At 68.1% G+C, this 21,511-nt stretch carries 19 protein-coding genes and 1 riboswitch; of the genes, 9 read left to right on the top strand and 10 right to left on the bottom strand.

Features of this window, described 5'->3' with window-relative positions; translation table 11 throughout:
• Positions 1–151: 151 nt before the first annotated feature.
• Entirely contained in the window at positions 152–2,047 is a 1,896-nt protein-coding gene (gene thiC, locus G524_RS0104435; protein WP_027442628.1) for a phosphomethylpyrimidine synthase ThiC, read from the bottom strand.
• Between the two features lie 45 nt (positions 2,048–2,092).
• Positions 2,093–2,201: riboswitch (TPP riboswitch) on the bottom strand.
• Between the two features lie 34 nt (positions 2,202–2,235).
• The gene (locus G524_RS0104430; RefSeq protein ID WP_027442627.1) at positions 2,236–3,510 is read right to left on the bottom strand and encodes a metal-dependent hydrolase family protein; all 1,275 of its coding nucleotides are present in this window, start codon (positions 3,508–3,510) and stop codon (positions 2,236–2,238) included.
• Between the two features lie 161 nt (positions 3,511–3,671).
• Here G524_RS0104430 and G524_RS0104425 point away from each other — a divergent pair, with 161 nt between their 5' ends.
• Positions 3,672–4,427 (top strand): DUF2059 domain-containing protein, encoded by a 756-nt coding sequence (locus G524_RS0104425; RefSeq protein ID WP_027442626.1) that lies wholly within the window; start codon positions 3,672–3,674, stop codon positions 4,425–4,427.
• Positions 4,428–4,445: 18 nt separating this feature from the next.
• Here G524_RS0104425 and G524_RS14955 read toward each other — a convergent pair whose 3' ends face one another.
• Positions 4,446–5,465, bottom strand: a complete 1,020-nt coding sequence (locus G524_RS14955; protein ID WP_051220897.1) for a MipA/OmpV family protein — start codon at positions 5,463–5,465, stop codon at positions 4,446–4,448.
• A gap of 148 nt (positions 5,466–5,613) precedes the next feature.
• Here G524_RS14955 and crtY point away from each other — a divergent pair, with 148 nt between their 5' ends.
• The 7 genes from crtY to G524_RS0104385 all read left to right on the top strand — a co-directional run bounded on the left by crtY (position 5,614) and on the right by G524_RS0104385 (position 14,142).
• Positions 5,614–6,882 carry a lycopene beta-cyclase CrtY gene (gene crtY / locus G524_RS0104415; RefSeq protein WP_027442625.1) on the top strand — a complete coding sequence of 423 codons (1,269 nt, stop codon included), beginning with the start codon at positions 5,614–5,616 and terminating at the stop codon, positions 6,880–6,882.
• A complete protein-coding gene (locus G524_RS0104410; RefSeq protein ID WP_084625047.1) occupies positions 6,879–8,441 on the top strand; it encodes a phytoene desaturase in 1,563 nt (520 codons plus the stop codon). Before crtY ends, G524_RS0104410 begins: the two co-directional genes overlap by 4 nt.
• Positions 8,438–9,019: an LOG family protein gene (locus tag G524_RS0104405; protein WP_027442623.1), complete on the top strand. Its 582-nt coding sequence runs from the start codon at positions 8,438–8,440 to the stop codon at positions 9,017–9,019. The genes G524_RS0104410 and G524_RS0104405 overlap by 4 nt, the downstream gene beginning before the upstream one ends.
• A 10-nt stretch (positions 9,020–9,029) precedes the next feature.
• Positions 9,030–10,004 (top strand): phytoene/squalene synthase family protein, encoded by a 975-nt coding sequence (locus G524_RS0104400; protein WP_027442622.1) that lies wholly within the window; start codon positions 9,030–9,032, stop codon positions 10,002–10,004.
• A 106-nt stretch (positions 10,005–10,110) separates the two neighbouring features.
• Complete coding sequence (locus G524_RS0104395; RefSeq protein WP_027442621.1) at positions 10,111–10,605, top strand: Cif family virulence factor; 495 nt, start codon at positions 10,111–10,113, stop codon at positions 10,603–10,605.
• Positions 10,602–12,482 (top strand): acetyl/propionyl/methylcrotonyl-CoA carboxylase subunit alpha, encoded by a 1,881-nt coding sequence (locus G524_RS0104390; RefSeq protein ID WP_027442620.1) that lies wholly within the window; start codon positions 10,602–10,604, stop codon positions 12,480–12,482. The genes G524_RS0104395 and G524_RS0104390 overlap by 4 nt, the downstream gene beginning before the upstream one ends.
• Before the next feature lie 109 nt (positions 12,483–12,591).
• Positions 12,592–14,142 (top strand): acyl-CoA carboxylase subunit beta, encoded by a 1,551-nt coding sequence (locus G524_RS0104385; RefSeq protein WP_027442619.1) that lies wholly within the window; start codon positions 12,592–12,594, stop codon positions 14,140–14,142.
• Here the strand turns inward: G524_RS0104385 and G524_RS0104380 are convergent, their stop codons facing one another.
• On the bottom strand, positions 14,143–15,417 hold the full coding sequence (locus G524_RS0104380) for a multidrug effflux MFS transporter (protein ID WP_036857331.1): 1,275 nt from the start codon (positions 15,415–15,417) through the stop codon (positions 14,143–14,145).
• A 112-nt stretch (positions 15,418–15,529) separates the two neighbouring features.
• Between G524_RS0104380 and dinB the strand changes: the two genes are divergently transcribed.
• Positions 15,530–16,654 carry a DNA polymerase IV gene (dinB, locus tag G524_RS0104370; protein WP_027442617.1) on the top strand — a complete coding sequence of 375 codons (1,125 nt, stop codon included), beginning with the start codon at positions 15,530–15,532 and terminating at the stop codon, positions 16,652–16,654.
• On the opposite strand, the gene G524_RS14950 is transcribed toward dinB, so the two are convergent.
• From G524_RS14950 to G524_RS0104340, 6 genes are all read right to left on the bottom strand, one after another.
• On the bottom strand, positions 16,651–17,127 hold the full coding sequence (locus G524_RS14950) for an NUDIX hydrolase (RefSeq protein ID WP_036857330.1): 477 nt from the start codon (positions 17,125–17,127) through the stop codon (positions 16,651–16,653). The two genes, dinB and G524_RS14950, sit on opposite strands and share 4 nt — an antisense overlap.
• Positions 17,127–17,747: a 6-phosphogluconolactonase gene (locus G524_RS0104360; RefSeq protein ID WP_027442616.1), complete on the bottom strand. Its 621-nt coding sequence runs from the start codon at positions 17,745–17,747 to the stop codon at positions 17,127–17,129. The genes G524_RS14950 and G524_RS0104360 overlap by 1 nt, the downstream gene beginning before the upstream one ends.
• 70 nt (positions 17,748–17,817) lie before the next feature.
• On the bottom strand, positions 17,818–18,279 hold the full coding sequence (locus tag G524_RS0104355) for a Dps family protein (protein ID WP_027442615.1): 462 nt from the start codon (positions 18,277–18,279) through the stop codon (positions 17,818–17,820).
• Between the two features lie 121 nt (positions 18,280–18,400).
• Positions 18,401–18,964: a hypothetical protein gene (locus G524_RS0104350; RefSeq protein WP_027442614.1), complete on the bottom strand. Its 564-nt coding sequence runs from the start codon at positions 18,962–18,964 to the stop codon at positions 18,401–18,403.
• A 16-nt stretch (positions 18,965–18,980) separates the two neighbouring features.
• Positions 18,981–20,348 carry an alkaline phosphatase PhoX gene (locus tag G524_RS0104345; protein ID WP_027442613.1) on the bottom strand — a complete coding sequence of 456 codons (1,368 nt, stop codon included), beginning with the start codon at positions 20,346–20,348 and terminating at the stop codon, positions 18,981–18,983.
• A 10-nt stretch (positions 20,349–20,358) separates the two neighbouring features.
• A complete protein-coding gene (locus G524_RS0104340) occupies positions 20,359–21,399 on the bottom strand; it encodes a phytase (protein ID WP_051220896.1) in 1,041 nt (346 codons plus the stop codon).
• Positions 21,400–21,511 lie beyond the last annotated feature (112 nt).

Here is a 21,511-nt window from a genome sequence, read left to right as displayed (position 1 = left end):
GCTGTCTCCTTGTCTCTCAGTCCCTGTCACCAAACAGTAATATGGGGAGTACCTGGCCCGGCTTCCACCCCGGGCGTGCGCGAGGGCGGCGCGGGGGCGCGGGCAGGCTCACCAAACCGCCAGGCTGCGCCCCCGTGAAAGTCATGGAGTGTCAGTCATGCTCCCTGTCCCCGGCGCCGACATAGAGTTGCCCGCCCACCTCGCGGAACTTCGCGCTCATCTCGGCCATCCCCTGCTCGGCCTCGGCCTCATCCACCGCGCTGGCGGCGAGAAAGTTGTCCGCCCCGGCATTCTGCCGCGCGGCAAAGTCGCGCACTTCCTGGGTGATCTTCATCGAGCAGAACTTGGGCCCGCACATCGAGCAGAAATGGGCTGACTTCGCGCCCTCAGCCGGGAGCGTCTGGTCGTGATACTGCTCGGCCGTGTCGGGATCGAGGCTGAGGTTGAACTGGTCGCGCCAGCGGAACTCGAAGCGCGCCTTGGACAGGGCATCGTCGCGCTCGCGCGCCGCCGGATGGCCCTTGGCAAGGTCAGCCGCGTGGGCGGCAAGCTTGTAGGTGACGACGCCCACCTTCACATCATCCCGATCGGGAAGGCCAAGGTGCTCCTTGGGGGTGACGTAGCACAGCATCGCGGTGCCGAACCAGCCGATCATCGCCGCGCCGATGCCGCTGGTGATGTGGTCATAGCCCGGGGCAATGTCGGTCACCAGCGGCCCGAGCGTGTAGAACGGCGCCTCGCCGCAGGCGGCAAGCTGCTTGTCCATGTTCGCCTTGATCTTGTGCATCGGCACATGGCCCGGCCCTTCGACCATCACCTGCACGTCCTGCTCCCAGGCGCGCTTCGTCAGCTCGCCCAAGGTGTAAAGCTCGGCAAACTGGGCCTCGTCATTGGCATCGGCGATCGAACCGGGACGCAGACCATCGCCCAGCGAATAGGCGATGTCATAGGTCTTCATGATCTCGGTGATCTCGTCGAAATGCTCGTAGAGGAAGTTCTCCTTGTGGTGGGCAAGGCACCACTTGGCCATGATCGAGCCGCCGCGGCTGACAATCCCGGTGACGCGCCTGGCGGTGAGCGGGATATAGGCCAGACGCACCCCGGCATGGATGGTGAAATAGTCCACCCCCTGCTCGGCCTGCTCGATCAGGGTGTCGCGGAAGATCTCCCAGGTCAGCTCCTCGGCCACCCCGCCGACCTTCTCGAGCGCCTGATAGATCGGCACGGTGCCGATCGGAACGGGGCTGTTGCGGATGATCCATTCGCGGGTGTCGTGGATGTTGCGCCCGGTGGAAAGGTCCATCACCGTGTCCGCCCCCCAGCGGATCGCCCAGACCAGCTTGTCCACCTCGCTCGCCACGTCGGACGCCACGGCGGAATTGCCGATATTGGCGTTGATCTTGACGAGGAAATTGCGCCCGATCGCCATCGGTTCGCTTTCGGGGTGGTTGATGTTGGAAGGGATGATCGCCCGCCCGCGCGCCACCTCGTCGCGCACGAATTCGGGGGTGATCGCCTCGGGGATCGCCGCGCCCCAGCTTTGCCCGTCGGCAAGGCGCTCGCGCGCCAGCTCGCGGGCAATTTCACGCCCGAGGTTCTCGCGCGCGGCGACATATTCCATCTCGGGGGTGATGATGCCGCGCCGGGCATAGTGCATTTGCGTCACGTTCATGCCGGCCTTCGCGCGCAGCGGGCGCTTGATGGCATGAGGGAACGGCGGCACCCCGCCGCTGCGATCCGGCCCCAGGCGGCCATTGTCCTCGGGCCTGACCTCGCGGCCCGGATAGTCCTCGACATCGCCGCGCGCCATGATCCAGTCGCGCCGCAGCGCAGGCAGGCCGGCGCGGATATCGATGGTGGCGGCAGGATCGGTGTAGGGACCCGAAGTGTCATAGACCCGCACCGGCGGCTCGCCGCCCTCGAGGTCGATCTCGCGCATCGCCACGCGGATGCCGCTGCCGGGGCGTGTTTCGACATGGATCTTGCGGCTGCCGCGGATCGGCCCGGTCGTGACGCCAATCTCGAAGGGGCTGTTGATGTCGGCCATGCTGCGCGCTCTCCTTCAGGGCGAGGGGAGCGCGGGACTTTGGGGCACCTTGGCCAGCCCACTCCCTCCGCCTGTGCTAACAGGTTCAGGTTCAACGGGTCGGATGGTGCTTACCCATCCCTCTCAGCCAAAGCAGGCTCCCCGGGGATGGCGTAAAGGTTAGGCGCTTTCGGCGCGGGTGTCGAGCCTCACTCGATCACCCGCCCGCGCACCATCACGAAGCCGACCTTTTCCAGCACCCGGATATCGGTGAGCGGGTTGCCGTCGACCGCGATGATATCGGCCGAATAGCCGGGCGCGAGGCGGCCGATCTGGCTTTCCATGCCCAGCACCCTGGCCGCCACGGTGGTGGCGCTGGCGAGCACTTCGCGGTCGCTCATCCCCTGGGCGCGCATCAGCGCCAGTTCCTCGGCGTTGCGGCCATGCTGATAGACCCCGGCATCGGTGCCGAAGGCAACCGTGACGCCGAATTGCCGGGCGCGGCGCACGAGCGAATCCATCAGCGGCTGGACCGCGCGGATCTTCGCCTCGACCACCGGGGTATAGACCCCCTTGCCGAGCCCCTCGGAAACGCCCTGGAGCGCCATCAGCGTCGGCACCAGCACGCTGCCACTGGCCTTCATCGCGCGCGCGGCTGCTTCGTCGAGATAGGTGCCGTGTTCAATCGAATCGATCCCCGCCCGCGCCGACAGCTCGATCCCGCGCGCGCCGTGGGCATGGGCCATCACCTTGAGGCCGAGGCTGTGCGCGGTATCGGCAATCGCCTTCATCTCCTCGAAGGTGAAATGTGCCTCGAGCCCGCGCCCCTGCTGGCTGAGCACCCCGCCGGTGGCGGTGATCTTGATCACGTCTGCCCCGTTCTGGCTGGCAAGGCGCACCTTGGCCGCACATTCGACCGGGCCGGTGCAGGTAAAGCCGCGGTCGAGCAATTCGTTGACCTCGGGGCGGAAACCATTGGTGTCACCATGCCCGCCAATGATCGCCAGCGGCGGCCCGGCGGCGATGATCCGCGGGCCCGGCACCAGGCCCTCGGCGGTGCCGCGGCGCAAGGCAAAGGCGGTTTCGCGCCCGCTGCCCGCCTCGCGCACCGTGGTAAAGCCCGCCAGCACGGTGAGCCGGGCGTTCTTGGCCCCCACCACCACGTCCCATTCATCCGGCTCGGTCGCCTCCTTCCAGAAATCCCCGCCGGGATCGCCGGTAAGATGGGTGTGGAGGTCGATCAGCCCGGGCAGCACGGTCTTGCCGGCAAGATCGATGGTCCGATCGGCAGCCACCTCGCCGTGGCCGGGGGTGATCGAGACGATGCGCCCGTCTGCGATCAGGATCGTCGCCGGGCCGCTCGGCTCGGCCGCGGCATCGACGATGACGCTGCCGGCGCGGATCGCCACGGTCTCGGCCGCGAGCGGCGCTGCCGCCAGCGCGGCGCCGAGCAGCGCCGCAAGTGCCTTTGCCCCAATGTGCATCGCCTCTCTCCTCAATCCTCTTGCCTGCCTGATGCCGCGGCGGTGCGTCACTGGCAAGCGCGCCAATGCGCCGCCTTTGCACGGTGCGAATGTCCTTGGGCAGCCGCGCCGGTGCAGCTATGCTCCGGCATGTTCCGCGATCCTGCCGCAGGTGATCTCACATGATGCGATTTTTCCCGTCCTTGCGCCTGCCGCTCGCAGCGGCGCTGGCCGCGTTCGCCGCGCTTGGCCTGCCCGCGCCCGCCCTTGCCCAGGGCGCCCCGGGTGCCGCGGCAGCCGAGCCGCAGCATCCCGCCTATGCCGATCTCATCGCCACGATCGAGGCGACGGTCGATCAAGAGCAGGTGATCGGCAACACGGTTGCCGCGCTCGCCCAGCAATTTGCCGCGGTGCCCGAATTTGCCGCCGTCGAGGCGGCCAGTCCCGGCCTCATCGCCGAGATCGCCGCCGGCCTGCGCCCGGTGCTGGCGCAGCAGAACCGCCGGGTGCAGGCGCTCTACCGCCCGCAGATGATCGCGCTCGTCGCGCGCCACCTCACCCCCGCGGAGGCCGAGAGCGTGACCGCCTTCTACCGCTCGGATCTCGGGCGGCGCCTCGTCGGCAATGTCACCAGCGCCTATCGGCCGCAGGCGACTCTCTCGGGGGTCACCGCCGGTCAGCCGATCACCGCCGATCAGGTGCGCGCCGATATCGGCAATGCGCTGGCAAGCGGGGTGGGACAGCTGAGCGAGGAGGACTTGGTGGCCATAGGTCGAGCCGCGCGTGACACCCCGGCGCTGCTCAAGCTCCAGCAGATCGGGCCGGAGATGCAGCAGATCCGGGTGAAGATGGAAAACGAGCCGCTCACCGCGGAAGAAAACGCCGCGGTGGCCGGGGTGGTCGAACGCGTGTTCACCAGCCGCTTTCCCGCGCCCTGAGCGCGCCGCGCGGCGGGCCTAGAAGGTATAGGCCGCGCCGAGACCAAGGAGGAACTGGTTGGCATCGCCGCGCGCGGCGGTGAAGGGCGTATCGGCGGCATCGCCGATGAGGCGCGAATAGCCGCCCAGCATGGTCAGGCTCCAGCCGCCGTTGAGGAGGTTGCGGTCAAGATCATAGGAAAGGATGGAAAAGGCGCCGATGCGGGCAAGGCCGCCCTCGGCCCGAAATGCGGTGAGGCCGCTTGCGGCTGCCTGGGCCGGGGTGAGGGTGAAGTAATAGTCGGCAAAGTCATCATCGACGAATTCGGCGCCAATCTGCACCTGCAGGTTCACCGCCCGGCCGATCGGGGTGCGGTAGGCGATCTGCGGCTCGATCACCATGCCCTCATGCGCGCCGAGCACGTCCCAGCGCGCCTGCACGCCAAGGCTGAGCTGGTCGAGCGGGCGGGCCACCCCTCGCCAGGCGAGCGCGACATTGCCCCCAGCCTCGAGCGCAACATCGAGCCGCCCGGCGCGCGCGACCACCGCGTCCTCGATCTGGTCATCGCGATCATTGCGAAAGCGAAAGGCCGGGCCAATCGCCAGCCGCGGCCCCTTGGCCGGGGCAAGCGCGGGCCGGGTCGAGTTGAGATCGAGCACGAAGCCCGGGCCATTGGGGCTGATCCCCACCCCGCCCACGCGCCCGGCGATCAGCGGCAGGGGAAAGGCGATGTAATTGTCCGAGCCGATATAGCTCGGCACCAGGCCAACCCCGAGGCCGATGGTCGCCCAGGTCTCATCGAACACCGGCTTTGCAAAGGCAAAGGGCGGCGCAGCGGCGGGGGCAGGCGCAGGGGCAGGGGCGGGGGCGGGGGCGGGGGCAGGTTGAGGGGCAGGCGCAGGCGCGGGAAGGCTCTGGGCGGCGGGGGCGGGATCGGCACCGGCAGGGGCCTCGGCCGCTTCGGCCGCGGCGGAGTGAGCAGCGGCGGCAGGGGCGCTCAGCCAAGCGAAAAGGACAGCGCCGAGCGCAGCGGCGGAACAGCGGCGGGCGAGGGGCATTTGATCCTCATGGCGAAAGGGCAGCAACAGGAGGCTTGGCCGGGCAAACGCGCAAGGTTGGCATTGTTTCCGGTTAATGTTGCAACATTTCCTTGCGGCCGCGCGGCGATTGCCGATTGCCGCGCCCTCGCCTAGGGCTGGAGCCGCGATGGTCGATTCACCCCCCAACCCTGCCGAGGCCGGCACCGCGCAGGCGCGGCATGATGTCGTCATCGTCGGCGGCGGGCTTGCCGGCGGGCTGATTGCGCTCGCGCTCCACCGCCATGCCCCCGCGTGCCGCTTCCTGCTGATCGAGGCCGGGCGCACGCTCGGCGCCCATCACCGCTGGAGCTGGTTCGAGACCGATATTCCCGAGCGCGAGCGCGGCCTGATGGCGGGCTTTGCCCTCAGTGGCTGGGAGGAGGGCTATGACATCACCTTCCCGCGGCTTGGCCGCACCCTGCCCACCGCCTATCGCTCGCTCGCCAGCGCCGAGTTCCACCGCGCGCTGATGGCCGAGCTGCCGGCCGAGCGGGTGATGCTCGCGGCGCGGGCACAGGCGCTCGATGCCGGCGGGGTGACGCTCGGCGATGGCAGGCGCCTTGCCGCGCGCTGCGTGCTCGATTGCCGCCCGTTCCAGCCCTCGAAGGCGCTTGCCGGCGGCTGGCAGGTGTTCCTCGGCCAGCATATCCGCTGCAACACGCCCCACGGCCTCACCCGCCCGGTGATCATGGATGCGAGCGTCGCGCAGCTGGCGCCCCATGGCAATGGCGAAGCCTATCGCTTCGTCTATGTCCTGCCGCTCTCGGCAACCGAGGTCTTCGTCGAGGACACCTACTATGCCGACCAGCCAAGGATGGATGCTGGCGTCTTGAAGGGCCGGATCGCCGCCTATGCCAGGAGCAACGGCTGGGAGGGCGAGGTGATCGACGAGGAAGCGGGCATCCTGCCGGTGATCTCGGGCGGGGATTTTGCCGCTGCGCTCGCAGAAGTGACCATCCCCGGGGTGGCGCTGGCGGGCGCGCGGGGCGGCTTTTCGCACCCGCTCACCAGCTACACCCTGCCCTTTGCGGTCAGCAATGCGCTCGCCATCGCCCGGCTGATCGCGGCGCGCCCGGGGCTCACCGGCAGTGAACTTGCCGCCTTCTGCCTCGCCCGCGCCCGACGCCACTGGCGCGCCATGGCCTATTACCGCATGCTTAGCCGGATGCTGTTCGAGGCGGCCGAGCCGGGCAAGCGGGTGGTGGTGTTCGAGCATTTCTATGCCCTGCGCGGCGCGCTGGTCGAGCGCTTCTATGCCGGCCGCTCGACCTGGGCTGACCGGCTGCGCATCCTCACCGGCAAGCCGCCCGTAGCTATCTCGCGCGCGATCGGCGCGCTGTTCTCCTCGGGCAGGCCGCTCGAGACCAGACTTCAGACATTGGAGACCCCGGCATGAACGCCGATGTGAAGCTCAACCTTGGGGCCCCGCGCGGGATCAACCCGGCGCTGGCGCAGCGCTATGCCGGCAAGCGCGCCTGCGTGATCGGATCGGGCTTTGGCGGGATGGCGCTCGCCATCCGCCTGCAATCCGCCGGCATTGCCACCACCGTGATCGAAGCGCGCGACAAGCCCGGCGGGCGCGCCTATTTCTGGGAGAAGGATGGCTTTACCTTCGATGCCGGGCCGACGGTGATCACCGATCCGCCCTGCCTCAAGGAACTCTGGGCGCTCACCGGCCACGACATCGCCGAGGATGTCGAGCTGATGAAGGTGATGCCCTTCTACCGGCTCAACTGGCCCGACGGCACCAATTTCGACTATTCCAACGACGAGGAAAGCCTCAACGCCGAGATCGCCCGGCTCAACCCGGCCGATGTGGCCGGCTATGCCCGCTTTCTCGAATATTCGGCGAGGGTTTACAAGGAGGGCTATCTCAAGCTCGGCACCGTGCCGTTCCTCGACTTCAAGTCGATGCTCAAGGCCGCCCCGGCGCTCATCAAGGAACAGGCCTGGCGCAGCGTCTATGGCATGGTTTCAAGCTTCGTCGAGAACGAGAAGCTGCGCGAGGCGCTGAGCTTTCACACCCTGCTGGTGGGCGGCAACCCGATGACCACCAGCAGCATCTATGCCCTCATCCACAAGCTCGAGAAAGACGGCGGGGTGTGGTGGGCGCGCGGCGGCACCAACCGCCTGATCGCCGGGATGGTGCGCCATTTCGAGCGGCTGGGCGGCACCATTCGCCTTGCCGATCCGGTGGTGCAGGTGCACACGCTGGGCACCCGTGCCCACGAGGTGGAAACGCAAAGCGGCTGGCGCGCGCGTTTCGATGCGGTCGCCAGCAACGCCGATATCATGCATTCCTACAAGGACCTGCTTTCGGGGAGCGCGCGCGGGCAGCAGATGGCGCGATCTCTGGCACGCAAGCGCTTCTCGCCTTCGCTCTTCGTGGTGCATTTCGGGCTCGAGGGCACCTGGCCCGGCATCCCCCACCACATGATCCTCTTTGCCCGGCGCTACAAGGGCCTGCTCGATGACATCTACAAGAACGGCGTGGTGCCCGAGGATTTCGCCATCTATCTCCACCACCCCACCGTCACCGATCCCTCGATGGCGCCGGCGGGCAAGAGCACCTTCTATGCGCTGGTACCGGTGAGCCACATGGGCAAGATGCCGCTCGATTGGGACGAGGTCGGCCCCCGCCTTGAAAAGATGATCCTCGATGAGCTTGGCCGGCGGCTGATCCCCGACATCCACTCGCGCATCGTCACCAAGTTCTCCTATGCCCCGAGCGACTTCAAGGCCGATCTCAATGCCCATTTGGGCAGCGCCTTCAGCCTCGAACCCGTGCTGTGGCAAAGCGCCTGGCTGCGCGGGCACAACCGCGATGATGTGATCGAGAACTTCTATCTCGTCGGCGCGGGCACGCACCCGGGCGCAGGCATCCCCGGCGTGGTCGGCAGCGCCAAGGCCACCGCGGGGCTGATGCTCGAAGATCTGGCAAAGGTGAGCATGTGAAGCGTCTGGCGGTCTATTGCGGTTCGGCTTCACCTGCCGATCCGCGCTATATCCAGCTGGCCTATGATGTCGGGGCGGAACTGGCCGCGCGCGGCATCGGGCTCGTCTATGGCGGGGGCAGGCTCGGCCTCATGGGCGCGGTGGCGCGCGGGGCCAAGGACGCGGGCGGCCATGTCATCGGCATCATCCCCGAAAGCCTGGTGCGCGCCGAAGTTGCCAATCACGACTGCGATGAACTCGTCACCGTCTCGGGCATGCACGAGCGTAAGCAGTGCTTTACCGATCTTTCGGATGGTTTTGTCACCCTTCCCGGCGGGGTCGGCACCATGGACGAGCTGTGGGAGGCGATGAGCTGGTCGCAGCTTGGCTATCACGCCAAACCGGTGGGCCTGCTCAATGCCTTCGGCTTTTATGATCACCTGCTCGCCTTCAACGCGTATATGGGTGCGGTCGGCTTTGTCCGGCCGGCACACCAGAATATCCTGATCGCCGCCACCTCGATCCACGAACTGCTGGCCAAGATGGCGGCCTATCAGCCGCACACCCCGATCTTCCGGATGAAGGCCGAGGAGCTTTAGGAAAGTCCCCATGGCGGTTGACGCAGCCACTCGCGCCGCGCTGGTCGATCATGCCCGCCTCTCGATCAAGCGCGGCTCGCAGAGCTTTTCCGCCGCAGCGCGCCTGTTCGACAAGGAAACGCGCGAGCGCGCCTGGCTGCTCTATGCCTGGTGCCGCAGGGCCGATGACATTGCCGACAACCAGGTGATGGGGGGCGAACTGGGCGACCAGTCCGACCTTGCCGCGCGGCTGGCCCATATCCGCCGCCTCACCGCGCTTGCCTTTGCCGGCAAGCCCACCGGCGATCCGGCCTTCGATTGCCTTGGCGTGGTGGCCGCCGAGGTCGGGCTCACCCCCCAGATGGCCGAGGACGTGATCGCCGGCTTCCAGCTCGATGCCGAGGACTGGCGCCCGCGCACCGAGGCCGATCTTTTACGCTATTGCTATCACGTTGCAGGCGCAGTGGGGGTGATGATGGCAGTGGTGATGGGCGTCTCGCCCGAGGATCAGGAAACGCTCGACCGCGCCAATGACCTTGGCCTTGCCTTCCAGCTTTCCAACATCGCCCGCGATATCGTCGAGGATGATGCGGCCGGGCGCTGCTATCTGCCGATCGAATGGCTGGTGGAACAGGATATCGAGCCGGGCCAGCACACCAAGCCGCACCACCGCGAGGAACTGGCGGAAATGGCCGCGCGGCTGGTGGCGCTGGTGGAAAAGCACGAAGCGGCAGCGCGTGTGGGCGCGGCACGCCTGCCGTTCCGCAGTCGCTGGGCGGTGCTTGCGGCGGCGCGCATCTATGGCGCGATCGGGCGCAAAGTGCGCGCCCGCGGCGCGGCAGCGTGGAACAGCCGCACCTATGTGCCGCGCTGGGAAAAGGCGCTGCACGGCGCGCGCGCCTTCCTTTCCGCCGCGATCAATCGCGAGAAGATGCCCAAGGGCGGGATCGATTGGGGGATCGCCGATTTCCGCCCCGCGGCCCCCTCCCCCTTGCCCCCGGGTTGACCCGCAACCCCGCCGCCCCTGCGCGAACAGGAAAGCCACGGCGACTTGGGTAGGGCCAGGGAAGCAGAGGTTTATTTTGTCGGGAACTCAGACTAATCCGGCAGGCATGAAAGCCCTTCCCGCTGCTGCCGCTGCCCTGATCGCCGCGCCGCTCGCCGCCACCCCGCCGTCCGACGCCGCCGATGAGACCGCGCAAGTGACCGCGGCGACCGAGGCCTTTCTCGAGGCGATCGGCAATCCGGATCGCACCGTGCTCGCTGCGCACATGATCCCTGAGGGTGTGATCTTCGTCCACAACCGCATGAACCCCATGGCCCCGCGGATCGATGCCGTGCCGGTGGCGCGGCACCTCGAACAATGGCTCGGCCGCCAGGGCCGCTTCATCGAGCAGATGACCATCACCAAGGTGCTGGTCGATGGCGACATGGCGCAGGTCTGGGGCCCCTATCGCTTCCTCAGGAACAGCGAATTGTCGCATTGCGGGATCAATGCGCTGAGCCTGGTGAAAACCGAGAGCGGCTGGAAGGTCGCCAATGCCAGCTTCACCATGGAGCCTCCAACGCGCTGCCCGCAGGAGGGCGGAGCCGGGGCCGGGCAATGATCACCAAACTGCTGATCGCCAACCGCGGCGAGATCGCCTGCCGGATCATGCGCACCGCGCGGGCCATGGGGATTGCTACTGTCGCGGCCTATTCGGATGCCGATGCCAAGTCACTGCACGTGCGGAGCGCCGACGAGGCGGTGCATATCGGGCCCTCTCCTGCGGCGGAAAGCTATCTCGTCGGCGCGAAGATCATTGCCGCAGCGAAGCAGACCGGGGCGGATGCGATCCATCCGGGGTACGGGTTCCTATCGGAGAACGCCGACTTCGCGCAGGCGGTGATTGATGCAGGGCTGATCTGGGTCGGCCCCAAGCCTGCCAGCATCCGCGCGATGGGCCTCAAGGACGCAGCCAAGCAGCTGATGCGCAGCGCAGGCGTGCCGGTGACGCCGGGCTATGACGGCTCGGACCAATCGGTGGAACGGCTCACAAAGGAGGCCGAGGCCATCGGCTATCCCGTCCTCATCAAGGCGGTCGCGGGCGGCGGCGGCAAGGGGATGCGCAAGGTCGACGCGCCTGCCGATTTCGCCGCCGCACTCGAATCCTGCCGCCGCGAGGCCAAGGCCAGCTTCGGCAATGACGAGGTGCTCCTCGAAAAGTGGATCACCGCGCCCCGCCATATTGAGGTGCAGGTGTTCGGCGATGCCCACGGCAATATCGTCCACCTGTTCGAGCGCGATTGCTCCTTGCAGCGCCGCCACCAGAAGGTGATCGAGGAAGCCCCCGCCCCCGGCATGGACGCGGCCACCCGCGAGGCGATCTGCGCTGCCGCCGTGCGCGCCGCCAAGGCGGTCGATTACGAGGGCGCGGGCACGATCGAATTCATCGCCGATGCCTCGGAAGGCCTGCACGCCGATCGCATATTCTTCATGGAGATGAACACCCGGCTGCAGGTGGAACACCCCGTCACCGAGGCGATCACCGGAGTTGACCTCGTCGAATGGCAATTGCGTGTCGCAAGCGGCGAGCCGCTGCCCAAGCGACAGGAGGAGCTTACGATCAAGGGCCATGCCATCGAGGCGCGGCTCTATGCCGAGGACAGCGAGAAGGGCTTTCTGCCCAGCACCGGCAGGCTCGAAAGGCTCGAACTTGGCGGCGATGTGCGGATCGACACCGGGGTGAGCGAAGGCGATGCCATCACCCCCTTCTATGACCCGATGATCGCCAAGCTGATCGCCCACGCGCCCACGCGCAGCGGTGCCATCGCCCGGCTCGATGCGGCGCTCAGGCGCACGCAGGTCTGGCCGGTGCGCACCAACAAGGGCTTTCTCGTCAGGCTGCTGGCCGATGCAGAGGTGCGCGCCGGGGCGATGACCACCGGGCTGATCGGCGCCCGCGGCGAGGCGCTGCTGGCGCGCCCGCTTCCCAATGCCCGGGCCCTTTCGGGCGCGGCGCGCGCGCTGCTTGCCCCCGGCGAGGATGGGGATCCGATGCTGCGCACGCTGTTCAACTTCCGCCTCAACCGCGAGGCCGACAGCCCCGTCACGGTTGCGCTCAACGGCAAGCCCCAGCGCTTCACCCCCGATTTTTCCGGCCAGGCCAACACCCCGTGGTGGCTGGAGACGCGCGAGGGGGTGCTGATGATCGTCGATGGGGACGACCAGATCGTCACCCTGCCGCGCCACGAAGGCAGCGGCCAGGCTTCGGCCGCCGATGGCGCCATCCTTGCCCCGATGCCGGGCAAGGTGATTGCGGTCGATGTTGCGGAAGGCGAGGCCGTCACCGCCGGGCAGCGGCTCATCGTGCTCGAGGCGATGAAGATGGAACACGCCCTTGCCGCGCCCTGCGATGGCCGGGTCGAGGGGCTGGCCGTCAGGCCCGGCGCGCAGGTCGAGGTCGAGGCGGTGCTTGCCCACGTGGTGCCGGCGGGGGAATGAGGCGCGCCAATCTCCCCTCCCCTCGGGGCGGGGCCGGGGGTTGGGGGCTGCGCCCTCTCGACGGAGCAACACCCATCCCCTAACCCCTGCCCGCGAGGGAACGGAATCGATGACCTGGGCCAAGGAACTTGAGGAGCTGCGCCGCCGCGAGGCGCTGGCAGAGGCGATGGGCGGGCCGGACAAGGTCGCCCGCCAGCACGCGCGCGGCAAGATGGATGCCCGCGCTCGCCTTGCCGCGCTGTGCGATCCCGGCTCCTTCCGCGAGATCGGCAAGATCGCCGGGCGCGGCGCCTATGACGAGAAGGGCGAGCTTGCCAGCCTGACCCCTGCCCCCTTCCTGTTCGGCAAGGCGCTCATCAACGGGCGCCCCGTGGTCGCCACCGCCGACGATTTCACCATCCGCGGCGGGGCGGCCGATGCCGGGATCGCGCGCAAGATGGTGCAGGCCGAGATGATGGCGCATGAACTCAAGCTCCCCATCATCCGCATGATCGACGGCACCGGCGGGGGCGGCAGCGTCAAGACGCTTGAGCAGATCGGCGCCACCTATATCCCCGCCGTGCCTGGCTGGAGCGATGTGGTGACAAACCTCGAGACCGTGCCGGTGGTCGCCCTGGCGCTGGGGCCGACCGCGGGCCTGGGCGCGGCGCGCACTGTGGCGAGCCACTATTCGATCATGGTCAAGGGCCTCTCACAGCTCTTTGCCGCTGGCCCGGCCGTGGTCGATGGCCTCGGCGATGCCTGGAAGGGCGAGGCCGCCAGCCACGAGGAGGCCAAGGAAGCGCTCGGCGGCAGCGCCATCCACACCCGCAACGGGGTGGTCGATGACGAGGTGGCAAGCGAGGCCGAAGCCTTTGCCCGGGCGCGCTATTTCCTTGGCTTCATGCCCGAATATGTCGGCCAGCAGGCCCGCCGGGTGGAGACGGGCGACCCTGCCGACCGGCGCGAGGAGGCGCTGCTTTCGCTCGTGCCGCGCGATCCCAAGCAGGTCTATTCGATGCGCCGCTGCCTCGAGATGGTGTTCGATGCCGGCACGGTGTTCGAGATCGGCCGCCACTGGGGCCGCGCCGCGATCACCGCGCTCGCCCGCTTGGATGGCTGGCCGGTCTGCGTCATCGCCTCGGATCCCAGCTACCTTGGCGGCTCGTGGGAGGCCAAGACCTCCGAGAAGGTCGAGCGCTTCGTCAGGCTCGCCGATCTGTTCCGCCTGCCGATCGTCCACCTGGTGGACAATCCCGGCTTCATGATCGGGCGCGAGGCGGAGATGGCCGGCACCATCCGCTATGGCGTCAACGCCATGAACGCGATCTACCGCGCCACCGTGCCGCTTGCGTCAGTGGTGCTGCGCCGCGCCTATGGCATTGCCGGCAGCGCGATGAGCAACGCTGATCGCTACCAATATCGCTATTGCTGGCCGAGCGGGGACTGGGGCAGCCTGCCGATCGCCGGCGGGCTCGAGGTCGCCTACAAGGCCGAGCTCGAAGCCGCCGAGGACCCTGAGGCCCTGCTCGCCAGCATCCGCGCCCGGCTCGCCCGCGTCACCTCGCCCTTCCGCTCGGCCGAACGGTTCAATGTCGAGGACATCATCGACCCGCGCGACACCCGGCCGCTCCTGTGCGAATTTGCCGCGCTCGCCTGGCGGCGGCTGGGCGCGGACTAGCTAGCGCGCGAGCTCGGCATCCGAAGGGCCGAACAGGCGCCCCTTCTCGCTCCACAGCACCAGGACAAGACAGGCAAGGCCCGAGGCCAGCAGCGCCAGCGCCAGCGGCCTTGCGGTGCCATCATAGGCATAGCCGATTGCCCCGCCCAGGAGCGCCGCCATGGTCATGCGGACAAAGCCATGCGCGCTGCTCGCCGCCCCGGCGATGGCAAAGAACGGGGTCATGGCGATCGCCCCGAAATTGCTGCCGATAAAGCCCAAAAGCGCCATGTTGATCGCCATCAGCGGCGCGAATTGCCACAGCGCTTCGTGCGGCTGGAAGGCGAAGATCACCTGCGCGCTGCTCACCGCGATGAAGGCGAACAGCGCCGTATGGCTCACCCGCCGCGCGCCGAAACGCTCGACGATGCGCGAATTTGACCAGCTTGCCAGTGCCATCGATCCGGCGCAGGCGGCAAACACCAGCGGGAAGATCGGCCCGGCGCCGAAGGTGTGGCTGATGAGCTGCTGGGCCGAGTTGATGAAGCCGAACAGCGCCCCGAACACCAGCGCGCTGCCCAGCACATAGCCGGTGACGCTGGGGGTGGAGAGCGCGCGCAGCATGTTGGCGGCAATCGCGCCGGGACGGATCGGCTGGCGATGCGCTGGCGCAAGGCTTTCGGGCAGGCGCAGATGCACCCACAGGCCCACCGCAATGCCAAGGAGCGCCATGGCGGCAAAGATCGCGCGCCAGCTGCCAAGCTGAAGGATCGCCTCGCCAATGCTCGGCGCGATCGCGGGCACCATCAGGAAGATGACGAAGATCAGGCTCATCATCCGCGCCATGCGGTCTCCGCCCACGCGGTCGCGGATGATTGCGGGCGGCAGGGCGATGATCGCCGCGGCAAAGAAGCCCTGCGCCGCGCGCAGCGCGATCAGCGCGTCATAGGACGGCGCGAGCGCCGAGGCGGCCGAGAGCGCGACATAGATCGCCACCGCGCCGAGCAGGATCGGCCGGCGCCCGAAGCGATCAGCCAGCGCGCCCGGAACCAGCGAGCCGATCCCCCCGGTCAACAGATAGACCCCGATCACGAATTGCCGCGCATTGCCGGCAACGCCAAGGTCGTCCGCCAGCGCATCGAGCGCGGGCAGGATCGCATCGATGCCAAAGGCATTGAGCGCCATCAGCATCGCCATCATCCACAAAAGCTCGCGCTCACCCAGAGGCGGGCGCTGGCCCGCGCGGGCGGCGGGAATCGGGGCAGAGGGGCCGGGCACGCCGGCGCCCTTGCCCATCGGTTCCCCGCTTGACCAATGTTCCTTTCGCATGTGCACAAAATGGCAGGCCTTGCCGATCGTTCCAGCAATCCTTCCTTCGCGCTGCCCAAGCCGCTATTTTCGCATCCCGATGGCACAGGCTCTGCCGCCCCATGAAGATGACAGCGCCGCCGCGCCGGGCCTCAGGAAAATCATCCATGTCGACATGGATGCCTTCTTCGCCAGCGTCGAGCAGCGCGATCATCCTGAACTGCGCGGGCGCCCGGTGGCGGTGGGCGGGGCGAGCGGGCGCGGCGTGGTGGCTGCGGCAAGCTATGAGGCGCGCCGCTTTGGGGTGCGAAGCGCCATGCCCTCGGCCACGGCGCGGCGGCTGTGCCCCGATCTCGTCTTTGTGCCCCCGCGCTTCGAGGCATACAGGGAGGCGAGCCGCGCGATCCGCGCGGTCTTTGCCCAGTTCACCGATCTGATCGAGCCGCTCAGCCTTGATGAGGCCTATCTCGATGTCACCGCCGACCGGCTCGGCATCGGCAGCGCCACGCGGATTGCCGAGCTCATCCGCCAGGGCATCCGCGCCCGCACCGGGCTGACCGCCAGCGCCGGGGTCAGCTACAACAAGTTTCTCGCCAAGCTGGCGAGCGACCAGAACAAGCCCGATGGCCTGTGCGTGATCCGCCCGGGCGAGGGCGCGGCCTTTGTCGCGGGCCTGCCGATCAGGCGCTTTCATGGGGTCGGCCCCAAGGCCGAGGAGCGGATGCGGGCGCTCGGCATCCACACCGGGGCTGATCTGGCGGCCAAGGACATCGCCTTCCTGCGCGCGCATTTCGGCAGCATGGCCGATTATCTCTATCGCGCCGCGCGCGGCATCGACCTGCGCCCGGTCGAGCCGCACCGGATCAGGAAATCGATCGGGGCCGAACGCACCTTTGCCGCCGATGTCGTGGGCGCTGAGGCGCTGCACGCGCGGCTGGACGAGATTGTGGATATCCTGTGGGAACGCATCACTGCGGCAGGCGCGCGCGGGCGCCGGGTGACGCTCAAGCTGCGCTTTACCGATTTTCGCCTGTGCACCCGCGCCGTCACCCTGCCCCAGCCCCTCTCCAGCAGGCGCGCGCTTGCCGATGCGGCGCGCGCGCTGCTCGGTCCGCAGCTGCCGCTGCCACGACCGATCCGGCTGATGGGGCTGGCGCTCTCCGCGCTCGAGGGGGCCGATACGAGGCCGCGCCCGCGCGACGCGGCGCAGCTCAGCCTGCTCTAATCGCGCAGCCCCCGCGCCCGCCAGGCCGAAATCCGCGCCCGGGTGACAGCGCCAAGCGGTTCGGGCAGCGAGTGGGAAGGAAAGAAGCGCGCCTCGATCACCTCGCGCCGGTCGGGCCGGGGGTGCTGGTCGCACACCGCGGCAAAGACATGGGCGGTGTGGGGCGATCCGGACAGCTCCTCCTCGAGCCGGGCCACCGGCTCGATCCGTGCAAGCTCGATCCCCAGTTCCTCGCGCACCTCGCGCCGGGCTGCCGCGATGGGATCCTCGCCGGCCCGCAGGCCGCCCCCCGGCAGGCCCCATTCGCGCGGGCCATAGGAATGCTTGAGCAGCAGCACATCGCCGGCAAGATTGGTGACGATCACGCTGACCCCGGCAATCGGCACCCGGCGCCAGCGCCGCCAGCGGTGGCGCAGAACGTGGGCAAGCGGCATCAGCGCGCGGTGGAGCGGGGCGGGCAGACGCAGCGGCATCAGGCAAAGACGGTGACAGGAAGGCCGCGCGCCCTTGCCGCGACGAGCAGGCGGGCGATCGGCAGATCATTCTCGCCGCGCCGCGCCGCCTCAAGCACGGCGCGCTTGTCCGCTGCCCCGCCGAGGGTGAAGACGATCGCATCGCTGTCCACCAGCGCGGGGATGGTGAGCGTGATGCGATCGAACGGCGCATGGGCCGGCAGCGGATCGGGGGTGATGCGGATGATGCGGCGCGGATCGTCGGCGCGTGGATCGGTGTTGGGAAACAGCGAGGCGATGTGCCCATCGGCCCCCATGCCGAGCCAGGTGAGCGCGAAATGTGGCGGTGTGAGCGCCTCATCGAGCGCGACGATCCGTGCCCCCAAGGGCGCCAGCAGCTTGCGGATGCGCCCGGTGTTCGAGGCCTCGTGATCCTCGGCCACCAGCCGATCATCATTGGGCCAGACGTCAAAAGCGCGCCAATCGACGCTGCCCGCCGCGATCAGCGCCTCGAGTATCGGAAAAGGGGTGCTGCCGCCCGGAATCGTCAGCGCCCCACCCCCGGCCGCTGCGAGCCGCGCCGCCAGCCAGGCAGAAATGGCGCCCGCAGGGGCGCTTTCGATGATGCTGATCCCGTCCATGGCGCCCAGCATAGCAGCCCGCCCGGGCGCGGCAATCGCTCGGCCGCGCTTTTCGCCAGCCGGGCGCGGCTCAGCCCAGCAGTGCGCGCAAGAACCACACGCGCTGTTCGGCCATGTCGGTCCAATCGTCGATCAACCCGTCGGTGGCATTGTCGCCGGCCTGTTCAGCGAGCGGCTTCATCGCCTTGAGCCGCGCCACCAGCTTCTGGTTGTCGGCGAGCAGTTCGGCGATCATGTCCTCGGCCGAAAGCTTCGCACTGTCCTGATCGGCGATCTGCGTTGCCTTGGCGAGCGTGCCCAGTGAGGTCAGGGTTTCGGCATCGAGCTTGCGCACCCTTTCGGCGATGATGTCGATCTGATCGCGCACTTCGAGCGCCTGTTCGTCGAACAAGAGGTGAAGATCGCGAAAACGCGGCCCCCTGACATGCCAGTGGAAATTCTTGGTCTTGACGAACAGGGCGAAATGATCGGCAAGCAGACCGTTGAGCTCGGCCACCAGAGCGGCCCTCGAATTGGTGTTGGCATCAGCCATATATTCCTCCGTATCTTTGCAATTGCGGCACATCTGCGCAATTTTTGCTGTAGGTTAATATAATGATTCAGCGAGGATTTGGTTTCGGAATTATCCCATTTTCAATGATCGAAAGGATCGATCACAGCATCGCGTAACGCGCGTTCAATCCGATCAGTATTGCCGCAACAAGCAGAAGGCCGGCGATGAGGCGGCGGATCAGCGCGAGCGGCCAGCGCGCGAGGTCTGTAGCGCCAAGGCTCCAGCCCAGCGCCAGCGCGCCCGCGCCGCCGAGCGCTCCGCCCAGCCCGGGGCCAAGCGGAAGGGCCGCGCCCGCCGCCAGGGCAAAGACGCCAAAGCGCGCCGCATCGCCAAGCTGGCGGGCAAGGAGCACGATCGCAAGCGCGCCGAGCGAGCGGGTCGGCTCGCGCAGGGGCACAAGGCGCACCGGCAGGGCCAGTTCCAGCGCGGCAAAGCCGAGCGCGAAGGCCACCAGCATCCGCGCCGCGCGGCGTGGCAGGAGCGCGGCAATCTCGCTCCCGAGCCAGGCCATCACCCCGGCGCTCACGGCGGCAACAGCGCAGCCGACCGCGAGCAGCAGCACAGAGGGCCCCAGCGCCTCGGAAAGCTGGGCAACCAGGCGCTGGTCACGCCCGCCAAGCGCCAGGACAAAGACCAGAAGCAGGGCGAGAAGAAAGCTGTCCACGCCTGCCCTGGCGCGCTCAGGCCGCCCAGGGGCCGGTGATCGCCAGCGTCATCGTGGGCGAATAGGCGTTGACGAACAGCCACCTGCCATCGGGCGAAAAGCACGCCCCGGCAAGCTCGGCCTGGATGGCGATGCGCGCAAGGTTGTAGGCGCGCCCCGCGGGCGTGATGCCGCGAATGTGGTTGTCGGTCACCTCGGTATATTGGTCCTCGCAGACGATGAGGTGGCCATTGGGGGCAACGGTGAGGTTGTCGCCATAATTGAACTGATCGGGCCTTTCGCTCTCGAAGAACAGTTCGACCTGGTCGGGCGCTCCGGCAAGGCCGGGTGTGAGCTTGAGGATCTGCCCGAGCCGCGCCGCCCCGCCATTGGTGGCGCAGGCGAACACCGCGTTTTCGCCCATGTGCAGCCCCTCCCCGCGCGCGACCAGCGCCGCGCCGCGCGCGGCGGCGCGCTGGCGCAGATCGTCCTTCGGCGCTTCGACTTCATCGAGGTCGATCCAGCGCACCGGATAGCTGCGCCCCACCGGCATCAGCGGCGCGGCCCAGTTGCGCGTGTCGGCAAGGCCCTCGATCACCATTGCCTGGAGCCGCCCGCCCTCGGCGAGCTGCCCGGGCACGCGGGGGATGAAGCGATAGAGCACCGAATCGTCGCGATCCTCGGTCATATAGACAACGCCGGTGGCCGGATCGACCGCGGCGGCCTCGTGGTTGAAGCGGCCCATGGCCTTGAGCGGCCGGGCCTCGACGAGCCCGCGCGCCGCTGCCGGCACTTCGAACACCCAGCCGTGATCCTGCTCGAGGCCCTCCCCGCCGCGCTGGCCGGGGCCGGTGGGGGCCTCCTCGCAGGTCAGCCAGGTGCCCCACGGGGTGATGCCGCCGGCGCAATTGCGGATGGTGCCGCCAAGGCTGCGGAACTGGCGGCGGATCGCAAGGGTCTCGGCATCGAGCACGATGGTGGTGGTGCCCCCCGGCAGCACCACGCCGCCGCGCGTGCCATAGCCCCTGGCGATCGGCCCGCCGCCATCGTGGCGAGGCTGAAGCTCGTGGTTGCGCACCAGCGCGATGGTGCCATCGCCAAGATCAAAGCAGCCCATGCCATCGGCGCGGTCGGGCACCGTGCCGCCATCATCCATCCTGTCCCCGAGGCGCGAGATCACCCGGTAGGAAAAGCCGCGCGGCAGATTTATCAGCCCGGCAGGATCAGGAAGCAGCGGGCCATAGCCGGCAAAACCGCCGGGATCGGGACTGGCGCTGGCGCGGGCAGTAGCGCCATCGGCGCTGCGGGTCATGCAGCCGCTCGCAGCAAGTGCGGCAAAGGCCGAGGCGGTGGCGCCAAGAAAGCTGCGGCGGTGGGGCGCGAAGGGCGCGGCGGGCATGGTCATGGGCCAAGCCCTATCGGCGCGCGCCCAGCGCTTCAAGCACCGCGTCCCAGCGGACATATTTGAAATTCTGGGCCTGGGGCGCGTTCATCCCGTCCTGGGCGATGAACAGGCCAGCGGGAAAATCGGCGCCGAAACCGCGGTTGTCGAGCTCGATCCCGTCGGTCTCCTCGACGCTGCCGAAGGCGCCCCTGGCGATGCGGAAGCGGCCCACCGGCTCCATGCCGGGCAGGCGGAAGACGGCATAGGCATTGTCGCCCTGCGAGGAGGCGACGAGATAGCCGCCGTCCTTGCCTTCCGGGGCGATGGCAAGGCCCTCGACATCGGCCACCAGCATACGGTTGTCGATCGGCGCGACCATGCGCTTGGCCCCGCTGGCAATGTCGATCGCCCAGATGCCGGCATCCTCCTCGCCGATATAGAGCGCACCGGTGCGCGGATCGGCGATGCAGCCTTCGGTCTGGGTCGGCACCTGAGCGAGCGTGGTGGTGGTGCCGGCAAAGACCCCGTTCACCATGGTGATGCGGGTCTGGTAGATCGTGCCCTCCTTGGGTGCGGAAAAGGCGATGATCGCATCACCCTCATCAGGCTTGATCATGCAGATGCCATAGCCCTCACCCGGGCCGACGGCGATGCGCCCGGCCGGAGCAAGTTGCCCGGTGGCGGTGTCGAGCAGCGCGAGGAACAGGTTGACAGTGGCAAGATCGCTGCGGTCGCTCGCCGCCACCAGCACCCGGCCATCCTGAAGCTCGATGAGATCGACATTGTTGAGCCCCGGCGCTGCCAGAAAGCTCCTCTGCGCGCCCTTGAGATCATAGACATAAAGCCCGGCCTTCTTGTCGGTGCCGACCACGAGGCTCGCCGCCGGATCGACCGGATTGCGCCAGATCGCCGGATCGTCGGCGGCATCGCCCCTGGCGGTGCCAACCGGCGGGGTCTCGGCCACGGCCACAACCTCCACCGCCGGATCGCCGGTGATCGGCGGAACCGTGGCGCAGGCCGCCGCAAGTCCGAGGCTAAGCAGGGCAAAGCCGTGAAAAGGGCGCATGGTCATGATTCTCGTGTTCCTTCCTGGCGCCGACCAAAGGCACGCCTTGCCCTAGGCGGGCTCCATAACAGCGGCATGACCATGGCATAAAGCTTTGATGACAATTGCGGGCGCTCTC

Source organism: Erythrobacter cryptus DSM 12079 (genome assembly GCF_000422985.1).
Classification (GTDB): Bacteria; Pseudomonadota; Alphaproteobacteria; order Sphingomonadales; family Sphingomonadaceae; genus Erythrobacter; species Erythrobacter cryptus.
The sequence above is the reverse complement of the archived record's forward strand: the minus strand, read 5'-3'. Positions and strand labels throughout refer to the sequence as shown.